Here is a 12,919-nt window from a genome sequence, read left to right on the forward strand (position 1 = left end):
CTTAGTATCAAGTGTTAAGTAACAAGAACGGAGTATGTCGACAAACATATCTACAGGTTCACGGTTATGGCTATGAACGAATATCAATGTTTCTTAATGATTATCGCTTTGCTAGCAGGCGATCAAGGTGATTCGCGAACTCACGACGATCGGTCTGTGAGAGGGCGCTTGGTCCACCCGTTTGGATGCCGCTTGAACGCATGGTATCCATAAAGTCACGAATGTTCAGGCGCGCTTTGATGGTTTCTTTGGTGTAGAGCTCGCCACGAGAGCTAAGTGCTTGACCACCTTTGGTGATCACTTCATCGGCGAGAGGGATATCGGATGTAATCACGAGATCACCGGGTTCAGTGCGTTTTACGATTTCATCATCTGCAATATCAAATCCGCTTGGGACTTGAATTGAGTGAATGTTATTACGCTTGGGAACGGGAACCAAATGGTTCGCGACAAAGGTACATTCGACCCCTGTGCGCTCAGCTGCGCGTACGATTGTTTCTCGGATAACCTTGGGACAAGCGTCCGCATCAACCCATATTTTCATAGTGTTCTATTTCTCTGTTAGCTTATTGCTCAGTTAACTTATTGTTCCGTTAACTTGGCTTCTAGCGTGGCAACGCGGGTGGTAAGTTCAAGGATTTGCTTTTCCAGTTGGCTAACACGATCGAGTGCTGGCTCTTCTTGTGTCGCGACTTCAACTTTAGGAACGCGATTCGCGCTTTTCCAGCTCTTGATGGTTGTGATTAAAGCGGGCATCGGAACCGATGTACTCATACGAGCTTTAACTAAAGCAACTGTAGGCTCTTTCCCTTGTGCTTGCAGTCCTTCAAGCACTGATTTCAACTCTTCAGACACATCTTTTGTCAGCATGTTGACCTCCATTTTTAGTCTTCAGCCATTTTACTCGCTCTGGTGAGTGATAGCGAATCATAAAACCGCCCATAGCTTGTGAGAGATCTCTTACAAAGGTTGTGAGATAACACGAATACATCGCTAGAGAGATTGAGGTGCATATGATTAAGTGGTTGATTTTTTGTTGTTTTATATAATTAACAACTTTTATGAATTCAAAGTGTGATGCAAATCTATTGTCCCAAATCGTAAATCGCGTAAATTAAACCTTGTCGGAAGGATTCTGACACGGAACAGGAAAGCACCAAGGATTTGGTTATCTTCAGGATGAAGATTTGGTTACTTAGGATTGAGTAGTCAAGCATGGAGCGTAAGGACATTGTAGGGATACAGTCAGTTAACAGGAAGTTAGCTGCAACGGAATGACAATGGACACCTTTAGGATTTAAAGGGTTGGATTAGCATCAGGACGATGTAAAGGACACCGCTCACGGAACAAGTGATGTGCGCTAACTAGGATTGTTAGCTTTCAGGATGATTGGACACCGCTAGGACGGCGAAGTAAAGGAAAGAGCTGAAGGATTACAGCCACTATTATGGATGATGCATGGAGCATTTATTAGTAGCCGGACTGCTGCGAGTAAGACCCTAGCCCTGACACTTCGGTGTCGGGGCTTTTCTTTATCTGAGGCTTTTCTTCTCTCTAGGGGGCTCTTTAATTCAGGAGCTTTTATCTAAGATCGCGACATCTGCTTTTCTGCTAATGGTCAACACAAGGAGTGTTTTATGACGATAGCAACCTCAAGAACGCTGTTGGTACCTTATACCGAACAGCTACAACACGACTTTATCAAGTTGAATTGCTGCCCCGTTAATCGTTCTGAAATGAATGGGCCGCACTCTATTGCCTCTGCGAAGTTCTTATTTCAAGAGATACTGCAAGACAACGTCGGCTTCTGCCGCGCTATCATCCACAACCAAACCCGTGAATATCTTGGGCATGTCTTTATTTCATCAGAAGAGGGTAGGCATGAGCTTGGCTTTATTTTGGATAAAGAGTATTGGAATCGCGGCTTTGCTAGTGAGGTGCTAAAACCATTTTTAAGTTTGGTGTGTTTTGAAGAGCGCCTAACGAATGTTGTTGCGACTGTGAATGTCGGCCACAACCCATCGATTAAGTTATTAGAAAAACTAGGGTTTGAATTTAAGGAAACCAAACAAGATTCGTTTGGCCCTTATCATGAATATAGCTATAACGCGCACTGCGACGTTACATTCTATGAGGCTGTAGCTCAAACCGCATAGAGCGGAAGCCGACCATGGTCAGTTTTCCTTGGTATAGGTCATCACCTAATGCCGAAAATTCAAAATGGTACACAGTATGCCAGCGCCAAATGGTCGTGAGTTCATGGCGCATCTTAAGTTTATGACCGTTGAAGGCAACGCTTAATAGCTGCAAGTCGAGCTCTTTACACTTTCTCGCAATGGCAGCTTTCGCAAGCTCGGATTGCCTGCGCTGCTGCCAAAACAGAAAGCAAAAGAAGCACAGCATCAAAATAGCCACTAAGTTATCTATCATTTAGTCCATACTTCCTTTTATCTTTCTATTCCAATTGTGTTTTGAGCTCGTTGTTACGAGCTACTGAGCTGTTCTGTCTAGTTTTTATTGCGACTTAGCCGCTTGTTGTAACTCAATCAATGCGTTTGCGAGTTCTGGTGATGGGTTCGAATTCAACAACGGCAAAAATACCATTCTTAGTGTCGGAATCATCACTAAATCTGCAAATAACTGATTGAACAGGTTTTGGTTGCCTGTTTGTGCGAGGCGCAACAAGAATTGCTCGGCAATCGCTGGATCTTGTAGCGCATGCCAGCTGCGACCCGCTAAACCAATCAACACTTCTTGGTGGCTCAAGCGTGGACTCGCGAGAACTTGGTTAATGATGTTATTCGCGATCCCTTGTTCTGCACCGGAAAGGGCACGAACCAAAGCTGACAGTAAGAACAGATCCGGCTCTTGACTGTTAATCTCATTGTTTGCCATCTCTTGTAAGCGTTGCGCGAGTTTGTCATTGATTTGCGTGTGCTCAAGCGCCCCTAGTGTTGCGTATAGCGGCTCTGATGGCAGTTTATTCAATGCCTTGCGAATAGCGACACCGTTTTGCTGACTGCCTAAGCGAGCACACATATCGGTGATGCCTTGAAGACCAACGGTTTTCCAGTTGTCCCAACCTAGGTCGCCAGTGAAGTAGTGTTGAGCGTGTTCGTAATATTGGCTCGTCGCTAGGTCTAACCCTGCTCTTACTTGGCTATGAAATACGGCCATTTTGTCTTCTGAAGGCTTGAAGGTATAAGGGTTGTTTGACAGCTTTTGCTGTTGCTCTTCGCTGATGTCACCGTTCAAACGCGTGCCCATCGCTTCGATAACAAACTTAAGAAAATTACCCACATCCCCTTGATGCAGTAAGCCTCTTTCATCGAGTTTGAATTTTAGGAACCAGATCCAAGGTTGCTTGTGTTCGTTCCAGTAGCTAATCGCTAAGTGAGCTTGTTTTTGAAGTGGAAACGGGTATGGCTGTTTCCCCTGCTCAACGTCAGAGAATAGGGTATTGTCGATCTTCTGGATACGACGACCTAGGTCGTAGATATCGTATTGGCAACCGCTATTCTTTAGCAACTGAGTGAGCGTGTGAATCGTTTCCATAGTAATAAAGCTCCTAACTTTCTTTCCTAAATAGATGGTACTCTATGCCCCAATTTCAAGGTCACTAGATAAATAACTTGGTGAAAAATGACAGCAGCCACAAAGTTACCTCTTTTACTTCAACAATTAGAACAACAAATGCGCCAATGTTCGCTATGGAGTGATGTTTCGCCTTCGGATGAAGCTTTGGCGAGCGTTGAGCCTTTTGCGATTGACTCGCTACAGCCAGAAGAGTGGTTGCAGTGGATCTTTATCGTAAAGATCAACGCAATGATGGATGCCCAAATGAGCCTACCGAAAGGCTTTGCGATTCATCCTTATTTTGGTGAAGTGTGGAAAAATGAGGCAGACAAAGCTGAGCTGCTAGTGACGATTCAGAGCATTGATGAGGTATGCGCGTAATGTTAGAGATCATTTATCAAGATGAGTATTTTGTCGCGGTGAATAAGCCTGCGGGTATGCTAGTGCATCGCTCATGGTTGGATAAACACGAGACTCAGTTTGTGATGCAGACTCTGCGCGACCAAATTGGTCAGCACGTATTTCCTCTGCATCGCTTAGACCGTCCAACGTCTGGCGTATTGGTGTTTGCTCTGTCGAGTGAAGTTGCCTCTGAGGTGATGCCGATGTTCGCCAACCACGAGATGCAAAAAACCTATCATGCGATTGTGCGTGGTTGGATAGAAGAGGGCGATACGCTCGATTATGCGCTTAAGGTTGAGCTGGATAAGATCGCCGATAAGTTCGCGAAAGAAGATAAAGAACCACAAGAAGCCGTCACTGTTTACGAGCCGTTAGCTAAAGTTGAAGTGCCGTATTCAACAGGCCGTTTTCCTACCAGTCGTTATTGCTTAGTTGAGATGATGCCAAAGACAGGACGTAAACATCAGCTGCGTCGTCACATGGCTCATCTAAGACACCCAATCGTGGGCGATACTTCACATGGTGATGGTAAGCATAACCGACTGTTCCGTGATGATTTAGACTCACACCGTCTGTTGCTGCATGCTTCTGAATTGCGCTTCATTCATCCTTTCACTAAAGAAGAATTGGTGATGAAGGCGAACTTAGATGAAACGTGGTTAAGGTTGTTTGAAACTTTTGAGTGGGATGCCAACTTAATCGATGCTCAAACTTGCTTGTCGAAGTAAGTCACGCGTGTTTAAGCAATCGCGAGTCTAAGTGAATAGAGAAAATAGAATAAAAACAAAGGGCTGATAGTGATATCAGCCCTTTTTGATGTCTGTGCGACCTTAACGGCATAACTAATGTAGGTTAGTTAATCGTTAATCGCTAACAGTTAATCGCGGGATCATTTAAGTTTTTCTAGATCGGCTTCGATCTCTGCGATCTTGCTTGATACCACTTTTTCTAGATGGCGTAAGTCAGTAAGGATCTTCTGCTTCACATCCACCTCAGCCGTTGGCGTCGGTTTGGTGATTTTGTTGAGTTCATCAATCACAAGAGTGAGGTTGCGGTTAATCTCGGTCACTTCTTTGTATTGATTATTGCCGCCGCTAACAAGCACACTTTTTACTTGTCGTGGGTACTTAAACTTAACGCTTTTCGCGAACAGTTCACCTTTCTGCTTACGAAAGTAAATCTTCAGGATATCTTTGTGCGCTTCTTGGCGAAGGGAGTAACGTTCAATCTGTTTAGGTTCGTGGATACCTAAGCCAGTGAGGTTTGGATACATAAGCGACCTCTAGGTTATGAATGTAATACTTTTATGTAATTGACTTGATCAATGTAGCAGCCTAACGACGAGCTAGATAGTTGATATCTGTGAATTGATTGTAAGTTGTGGGCAAGATCGCTCTCTATCTTTGCCCACACTTATTTGGCTATTAAAGCAGCTCCTAGAGCTAAACTTGTTTCCTCGTCACAACTTATTTCTAGCTCTAAATTAGCTTTCTAAGGTGCGAGTTCTGAAACGTGCTCGGTTAATCTTTCTCTTAAGGCTTGTTCTTGCTCTTCAGACAACCTTCCTCCCGCGTCACTGGTCAGTATAAACAAATCTTCTGCACGTTCGCCGATGGTGGTAATTTTAGCGCCGTGCAAATTGATGTCTAACTCAGCAAAGGTTGCGCCGACTTGAGCCAACAAACCCGGTGTGTCAAGAGCTCTCAATTCCATCAAGGTGCGCTTCTTGCTCTTAGTTGGTAGGAACTCAACCCGAGTTTTCACCTTGAAATGCTGCAAGTTTCGAGGCGTGCGACGTGTCTTAATCTTAGTTGGACGGCCATCAGCTAGAACATGAGTTAGATGTTTCGCAACGGCTTTGTGTCTTGCTTCATCAATCGCTTCACCATGCTGATCAAGAACGATAAAGGTATCCAAAACGTGACCATCTTTACTGACCATGACCTGTGCGTCGTGAACGTTAAAGTTACGTCTGTCGAGCTCGGCAACAACGGTTGCGAAAAGTGCCGCTTGGTCTTTACAGTATACGAATACCTCTGTACCACCTCGTGTTGCTTTTTTGCTGATAAGTACTAAAGGTTGGCTCGGATCTTCTAAGCGAAGTAGGTGCTCACAGTGCCAAGCAATTTGAGTGTGTGTATGACGCAAAAAATAGTCAGCTTTAAAACGCTGCCACAACACTTCAATTTCACGAGCGGAGAAACCTTCTTTACGCAGCAGTGCAGATGCCATTTGTTGATTGTGACGAATACGGTCTCTGACATCGACTGGGTTTTCCAAGCCGCGACGCAGTGCTCGCTGCGTAGAATGGAATAGCTCTGCGAGTAGGGTACGTTTCCAGCTGTTCCAGAGCTCTGGGTTGGTTGCACAGATATCAGCGACAGTTAAGCAAACCAGCAGCTCAAGTGACTCTTCATCGCGAACTTTTTTGGCGAATTCGGTAATCACATCCGGATCGTAGATATCACGGCGCTGAGCGGTCACTGACATTAACAGGTGGTTTTGTACTAGCCACGCAACTTGTTTGGCTTCAGGCTTCGATAGTCCATGCTCAATACAGAAAGAGTAAGCTTCAACAGCACCGATCTCGGAGTGGTCTCCACCACGGCCTTTTCCGATGTCGTGGAAGATTGCGGCTAGGATCAGGAGTTCTTTTTTCTGAACTCGAGGGTACACTTCACAACAAATTGGGTGTTTGTCGTGGTTCTCTACTTGGCTAAAGCGGTTAATGTGCTTGAGCAGGCGAATACTGTGTTCATCCACGGTGTAAACGTGGAACAGATCAAACTGCATTTGGCCGACAATTTGGCTCCATTGCGGTAAGTACGCCGATAGCACGCCCAGTTTATGCATCAAGCTAAAAGCTTTGTGCAGTGCGTTGGGGTGGCGAACTAAATCCATGAACTTGTCACGAGCTTCAGGAATGGTATGCAAGAAGCGGTTCAATCGGCGACGCGCCGTTCGCAGTTGTCGTAATGTTGGGGGGCTTACCCCTTCGATCGTCGAGTCATTCGCGATATGGATAAACATATCGAGAATCGTTTCTGGTCGTGCTTGGAATAGGGCTGGCTTACGCGCTTCGATTAATGAACCTCGACGTTGGAAGTCATTGTCGAGAATCTCGGCTTCTTGTGTTTGACCACCGTTAATGATTGCTTGGTCAAACAGCTTAAGCAGCATTTTGTTGAGCTCTGCTACACGACGAAGTGTTCGGTAGAACTCCTTCATCATCATTTCTACGCCGCGATTGCCCTCACCAGTGTAACCAAGGTGTTCGGCTACTTGAGCCTGATGCGCAAAGGTAAGACGATTGTCGTAGCGGCGCAGTTCAATATGCAATGCAAAGCGAACGCGCCATAAGAAGTCTTGGCACTCCACGAGTTCACGATATTCAGCATCGGTAAGAAAGCCATACTTGCTCATTTCTAACAAAGAAGTCGCACCGAAGTGGCGACGTGCTACCCAACTTAGGGTGTGGATGTCTCTGAGTCCGCCCGGAGTTGATTTGATATCCGGCTCTAGATTGTAAGTTGTGTCGTGATAACGAGCGTGACGCTCTCTCTGTTCTTGAATCTTCGCCTTGTAGAAGGTCTCACTTGGCCAAAATGAATCGGAATGAATCTTTAGCTTTAACTCTTGAAAGGTGTCTTCGCTTCCGCATAGTAAACGTGACTCTTGCAAGTTGGTCGCAACGGTTAAATCATCGATGCCGATCTCAAGACACTCGGCAATGGTACGCACTGCGTGGCCGACTTCTAGCTTCAAATCCCACAATAGGGTGATGAATTGACTGACTTTCTCACCTAGTGCTGGTGGCAGAGTTTTTTGCGAGACGATGAGAATATCAATGTCGGATAAAGGGTGTAGTTCACCACGGCCATAGCCGCCTACTGCGACCAGTGCGATATGTGGCAGTTTGCTAAATCCGAAATGTTCCCATAAACGATTGAGAAGCAAATCCATGTATTCGGAGCGCAGCAGAACCAAATCGGTAACTGGATGATGATTTAGAAATTCGCTCTTTTGATACTGCGTGAAGATTTCGAGCTGATTTTTTAATTCGCAGATTTCAAGTTGTTCGTCATTGAACGTAATAGGGCATTGATAAGGCATAGTCTGCTATCCGTGCAAGCAAATGAGAATAGTAAACAATTTAACAGAAGCTGATGCAAAATCGAAATTGAGCGGATAAAAAAATATCCTCGGCAATGCGAGGATATTTTCAAAAGTCTGAGGTGTTCAGTTTGTTGAACTAAGCGTTCTTCATAATACGTGGAATCGTATCATCGCTGCGTAGTGTTAGTACTTCACAACCTGTATCAGTCACAACTAATGTGTGTTCCCACTGAGCCGAGTTCTTGCTGTCAGCTGTGTATACTGTCCAGCTATCTTCGTCATCTAGACGGCAACCAAATTTACCAGCATTGATCATTGGCTCGATTGTGAAACACATGCCTGCTTTTAGCACTGTGCGATCGCTGTTTTTGTAGTGAACGACTTGTGGATCTTCGTGGAACTCAGAACCAATGCCGTGACCACAGTAATCTTTTACAATAGAGAACTTAGCGCGTGGGTTATTCTTGTTGTTTGTCTTGATGTACTTCTCGATAGCAGTACCAACTTGGCCAAGTTGAACGCCTGGTTTAACCTGACGCATGCCTTCATAAAGTGCTTCTTGAGCAACCATGCATAGACGTTTGTTTGCTGGTGAAACTTCACCCACAAGGAACATTTTAGATGTGTCACCATGGTAACCCTGCGGACGAGTGCTTAGGTCTGCATTTTCGTCATCAGGAACAATCACAGTGATGTCAACGTTTAGAATATCGCCATCTTTCAATACTGCAGGTTTGAATTGACCTGTGCTACCAGTCTCATCTTGTGATGCTGGAATACCATGACACACGATGTGGTTGATAGACGTACAGATAGACTTAGGGAAACCGTGGTAATCAAGTGGTGCTGAGTATGCGCCTCTCTCTAGAGCGTACTCGTGACAGATTTGGTTAAGCTCTTCTGTCGTTGTACCCACTTGGATGTGAGGTTCAATCATCTCTAAAATTTCAGAAGCCAGCTTGCCGGCGACGCGCATTTTTTCAATTTCTTCAGCAGTTTTAATTTTTACAGCCATTGCATATCTCTTAATTTGGTAGCACCTAAGTGTGCATATTGGGGCTATTCTATCAGTGCAGCATTTTAGCGCAACATTCCCATATCCATACAATGCTGGTGGATACTGCTTAACTTAAGCCGATATTGCGCTGTAAGACGATGCTGAATCGATTTGATTAGGCCGCGATTTATCGGTGAAATCCGCTAATAGGCTATAGTATAGCAGTCGCCATTTTTGGATTTTTTTCTAGCCATAGATAGACAAAATATGGTATAAAGCGCGCCGGACATCAGGACTGTTTTCTCCAATTGGCGAAACAAGCTTTGTGTCCACTAACTTATTTCTTTAAATCACACACATTCCGACACATGTTCCGGGGTGCCTCAACAACACAGATAACGGCTGAAAAGTGGTTAGTTGTTAGGGGTCGGATTCATGGGGGATGTGGAGGCCTAACCCCATAGAGGATTTTAAAATGGCAACTGTATCAATGCGCGATATGCTTAAAGCTGGTGTTCACTTCGGTCACCAAACTCGTTACTGGAACCCAAAAATGAAGCCATTCATCTTTGGTGCTCGTAACAAAGTACATATCATCAACCTAGAAAAAACTGTACCAATGTTCAACGACGCTCTAGCTGAAATCGCTAAAGTTGGCGAGAAGAAAGGTAAAGTTCTTTTTGTTGGTACTAAGCGCGCTGCATCTGAAGCTGTTAAAGAAGCTGCTATCAACAGCAACCAGTTCTACGTTAACAACCGCTGGTTAGGCGGTATGCTAACGAACTACAAAACTGTTCGTCAGTCTATCAAGCGTCTGAAAGAACTTGAAGCGCAAGCTCAAGACGGTACTTTCGACAAGCTTACTAAGAAAGAAGCTCTAATGCGCACTCGTGAAATGGAGAAGCTAGAGAAGTCTCTTGGTGGTATCAAGAACATGGGCGGCCTTCCAGACGCTCTATTCGTTATCGATGCTGATCACGAACACATCGCAGTTAAAGAAGCAAACAACCTAGGTATCCCAGTTTACGCTGTAGTTGATACTAACTCTAACCCAGACGGTGTTGACTTCGTTATCCCTGGTAACGATGATGCAATCCGTGCAGTACAGCTTTACCTAAACGCTGCTGCAGACGCGGTTAAAGAAGGTCGTAACAAAGATGTTGCTGCTGTAGCTGCTGAAAAAGACGGTTTTGTAGAAGCTGAATAATAGCGGCTCTGAGCCATATTTAGTTCATATTAAGCGGTCATAATCGATGGCTTAAGAACTGAATACAGTCAATATCAGGGGCCAATTAATTAGGCCCCTGTTTTTTATCTTTTTTAGAATTTACTGAGGAATAGAGAATGGCAACTGTAACTGCAGCTCTAGTTAAAGAACTTCGTGAACGCACAGCTGCGGGCATGATGGAATGTAAAAAAGCGCTTGTTGCTGCTGAAGGCGACATCGAGCTAGCAATTGAAAACATGCGTAAATCTGGCGCAGCGAAAGCAGCTAAAAAAGCTGGTAACGTTGCTGCTGAAGGCGCAATCATCATTAAAGAAGAAGCTGGCGTTGCTGCTCTTCTTGAAGTGAACTGCCAAACTGATTTCGTAGCTAAAGATGCAGGTTTCCTTGCATTCGCTAACGAAGTTGCTGAAGTTGCTCTAGCTGAACGTCTAGACATCGTTGCACTTCAAGCTAAGTTTGAAGACGCACGTATCGCTCTAGTAACTAAGATCGGTGAGAACATCAGCATCCGTCGTGTTGAGCTTGTTGAAGGTGTTGCACTAGCTTCTTACCGTCACGGCGAGAAAATCGGTGTTGTTGTTGCTGGTGAAGGCGAAGCTGAAACGCTTAAGCACATCGCTATGCACGTTGCTGCTTCTAAGCCTGAGTACGTTAACCCATCTGACGTACCTGCTGACGTAGTAGAAAAAGAAAAAGCTGTTCAAGTTGAAATCGCTATGAACGAAGGCAAACCACAAGAGATCGCTGAGAAAATGGTTATCGGCCGTATGAAGAAATTCACGGGCGAAGTATCTCTTACTGGTCAAGCTTTCATCATGGAACCTAAGAAAACTGTTGCTGACATTCTTAAAGAGAAAGGCGCATCAGTTACTACCTTCGTTCGTTTAGAAGTTGGTGAAGGTATCGAGAAAGCAGCTGAAATGAGCTTCGCAGACGAAGTTGCAGCGGTACAAAAAGGTTAATCCTTAGCGTATTGTTTGAAAAGAGACCGTGGCAAATGCTGCGGTCTTTTTATGAATAATGAATTATTTCCGGCTTTTAGCTGTTATGAATGCAAACTGAGCTCTTCAGTTTTTATCCATGACTGTTAATCATCAACTCTTTGGAAGGTAAGCTCCATGACTACGAACCCTAAACCAGCGTATCAACGTATTCTGTTAAAACTTAGCGGTGAAGCGCTACAAGGCGAAGAAGGTTTTGGTATTGACCCAACGATCCTTGATCGTATGGCTCAAGAAGTAAAAGAATTAGTTGAACTAGGCGTTCAAGTTGGTGTTGTTATCGGTGGTGGTAACCTTTTCCGTGGCGCAGGCCTAGCAGAAGCGGGTATGAACCGTGTTGTTGGTGACCATATGGGGATGCTGGCAACGGTAATGAACGGCCTTGCTATGCGTGACGCACTACACCGTGCTTACGTAAACGCACGTGTAATGTCAGCAATTCCTCTTAAAGGTGTATGTGACGACTACAACTGGGCAGATGCAATCAGCCAACTACGTCAAGGTCGTGTTGTGATCTTCTCTGCTGGTACTGGTAACCCATTCTTTACTACAGACTCTGCTGCATGTTTACGCGGTATCGAAATCGAAGCTGACGTAGTTCTAAAAGCAACAAAAGTAGATGGTGTATTTACTGCTGACCCAGTAGCAAACCCAGACGCAGAGTTGTATGATACGTTGTCTTACAACACAATTCTTGAGAAAGAATTGAAAGTAATGGACTTGGCCGCATTTACGCTAGCACGTGACCACAAAATGCCAATCCGTGTATTTAACATGAATAAGCCAGGCGCACTACGTCGCGTGGTTATGGGTGAAACTGAAGGTACATTAATCAGCGACGCTGACTAATTTTTCGGGCTTACTGAAGTATAATGCTTCGGTAAGCTTATCCTTATCACTCCAAATAAAAAGCTTTCTTGAAGAAAGAACATAATCAAGGTGAAATTGTGATTAACGAAATCAAAAAAGACGCTCAAGAGCGCATGGTAAAAAGTGTTGATGCACTAAAAAACAGCCTACAAAAAATCCGTACAGGCCGTGCTCACCCGAGCCTACTTTCTGGTCTTACTGTTGAGTACTACGGTGCACCAACGCCTTTGACTCAAGTAGCTAACGTTATTGCAGAAGACGCACGTACACTAGCAATTACAGTGTTTGATAAAACACTGACGCCTCTTGTTGAAAAAGCAATCATGACTTCTGACCTAGGCTTAAACCCTATGTCTGCAGGTACGGTTATTCGCGTTCCACTTCCACCACTTACGGAAGAGCGTCGTAAAGACCTAGTTAAAATCGTTCGTGGTGAAGCTGAAGGTGGCCGTGTTGCTATTCGTAACATCCGTCGTGACGCGAATGGCGATCTAAAAGCGCTTCTTAAAGACAAAGAAATTTCAGAAGACGAAGATCGTAAAGCACAAGACGAAATTCAAAAGCTAACTGACGCTGCGGTTAAGAACGTAGACGAAGTTCTAGCTGTTAAAGAAAAAGAGTTGATGGAAGTTTAATTTTCCATATTCTTTTCTTTCAGGAAAAACGCTGTACTCACGGTGCAGCGTTTTTTTATGCTATTCTGTTCGACTATTAGAATTTGATTCACT

General features: G+C 44.6%; 14 protein-coding genes. 7 read left to right on the plus strand and 7 right to left on the minus strand.

The window, feature by feature from the left end; all coding sequences use genetic code 11:
• Positions 1 to 100: 100 nt before the first annotated feature.
• On the minus strand, positions 101 to 544 hold the full coding sequence (locus tag ACED25_RS12920) for a YaiI/YqxD family protein (RefSeq protein WP_009847429.1): 444 nt from the start codon (positions 542 to 544) through the stop codon (positions 101 to 103).
• Between the two features lie 38 nt (positions 545 to 582).
• A complete protein-coding gene (locus tag ACED25_RS12925; protein WP_009847428.1) occupies positions 583 to 870 on the minus strand; it encodes a hypothetical protein in 288 nt (95 codons plus the stop codon).
• Positions 871 to 1,638: 768 nt separating this feature from the next.
• Between ACED25_RS12925 and ACED25_RS12930 the strand changes: the two genes are divergently transcribed.
• Positions 1,639 to 2,157: a GNAT family N-acetyltransferase gene (locus ACED25_RS12930; RefSeq protein WP_009847427.1), complete on the plus strand. Its 519-nt coding sequence runs from the start codon at positions 1,639 to 1,641 to the stop codon at positions 2,155 to 2,157.
• Here ACED25_RS12930 and ACED25_RS12935 read toward each other — a convergent pair.
• The gene (locus ACED25_RS12935) at positions 2,123 to 2,431 is read right to left on the minus strand and encodes a DUF3301 domain-containing protein (RefSeq protein WP_009847426.1); all 309 of its coding nucleotides are present in this window, start codon (positions 2,429 to 2,431) and stop codon (positions 2,123 to 2,125) included. The two genes, ACED25_RS12930 and ACED25_RS12935, sit on opposite strands and share 35 nt — an antisense overlap.
• Before the next feature lie 84 nt (positions 2,432 to 2,515).
• Entirely contained in the window at positions 2,516 to 3,556 is a 1,041-nt protein-coding gene (locus ACED25_RS12940) for a DUF3549 family protein (protein ID WP_371695423.1), read from the minus strand.
• Between the two features lie 87 nt (positions 3,557 to 3,643).
• On the opposite strand from ACED25_RS12940, the gene ACED25_RS12945 reads away from it, so the two are divergent.
• On the plus strand, positions 3,644 to 3,958 hold the full coding sequence (locus ACED25_RS12945; protein WP_012604609.1) for a YqcC family protein: 315 nt from the start codon (positions 3,644 to 3,646) through the stop codon (positions 3,956 to 3,958).
• The gene (truC, locus tag ACED25_RS12950) at positions 3,958 to 4,707 is read left to right on the plus strand and encodes a tRNA pseudouridine(65) synthase TruC (protein ID WP_009847423.1); all 750 of its coding nucleotides are present in this window, start codon (positions 3,958 to 3,960) and stop codon (positions 4,705 to 4,707) included. The genes ACED25_RS12945 and truC overlap by 1 nt, the downstream gene beginning before the upstream one ends.
• A gap of 161 nt (positions 4,708 to 4,868) precedes the next feature.
• Here the strand turns inward: truC and ACED25_RS12955 are convergent, their stop codons facing one another.
• The 3 genes from ACED25_RS12955 to map form a co-directional block, all read right to left on the minus strand.
• Complete coding sequence (locus ACED25_RS12955) at positions 4,869 to 5,252, minus strand: DUF3461 family protein (RefSeq protein WP_004734354.1); 384 nt, start codon at positions 5,250 to 5,252, stop codon at positions 4,869 to 4,871.
• A 218-nt stretch (positions 5,253 to 5,470) separates the two neighbouring features.
• Positions 5,471 to 8,092 carry a bifunctional uridylyltransferase/uridylyl-removing protein GlnD gene (gene glnD / locus ACED25_RS12960; protein ID WP_065679078.1) on the minus strand — a complete coding sequence of 874 codons (2,622 nt, stop codon included), beginning with the start codon at positions 8,090 to 8,092 and terminating at the stop codon, positions 5,471 to 5,473.
• Positions 8,093 to 8,231: 139 nt separating this feature from the next.
• Positions 8,232 to 9,110: a type I methionyl aminopeptidase gene (map, locus tag ACED25_RS12965; protein WP_012604605.1), complete on the minus strand. Its 879-nt coding sequence runs from the start codon at positions 9,108 to 9,110 to the stop codon at positions 8,232 to 8,234.
• 457 nt (positions 9,111 to 9,567) lie between these two features.
• On the opposite strand from map, the gene rpsB reads away from it, so the two are divergent.
• From rpsB to frr, 4 genes are all read left to right on the plus strand, one after another.
• Positions 9,568 to 10,299: a 30S ribosomal protein S2 gene (gene rpsB, locus ACED25_RS12970; protein WP_009847420.1), complete on the plus strand. Its 732-nt coding sequence runs from the start codon at positions 9,568 to 9,570 to the stop codon at positions 10,297 to 10,299.
• A 137-nt stretch (positions 10,300 to 10,436) separates the two neighbouring features.
• A complete protein-coding gene (gene tsf / locus ACED25_RS12975; RefSeq protein ID WP_009847419.1) occupies positions 10,437 to 11,282 on the plus strand; it encodes a translation elongation factor Ts in 846 nt (281 codons plus the stop codon).
• A 156-nt stretch (positions 11,283 to 11,438) separates the two neighbouring features.
• Positions 11,439 to 12,170 (plus strand): UMP kinase, encoded by a 732-nt coding sequence (pyrH, locus tag ACED25_RS12980; protein ID WP_009847418.1) that lies wholly within the window; start codon positions 11,439 to 11,441, stop codon positions 12,168 to 12,170.
• A 98-nt stretch (positions 12,171 to 12,268) separates the two neighbouring features.
• Positions 12,269 to 12,826 carry a ribosome recycling factor gene (gene frr, locus ACED25_RS12985; RefSeq protein ID WP_009847417.1) on the plus strand — a complete coding sequence of 186 codons (558 nt, stop codon included), beginning with the start codon at positions 12,269 to 12,271 and terminating at the stop codon, positions 12,824 to 12,826.
• The last annotated feature ends 93 nt before the right edge of the window (positions 12,827 to 12,919 follow it).

It is taken from the genome of Vibrio sp. 1F263 (assembly GCF_041439035.1).
Lineage (GTDB): Bacteria > Pseudomonadota > Gammaproteobacteria > Enterobacterales > Vibrionaceae > Vibrio > Vibrio tasmaniensis_A.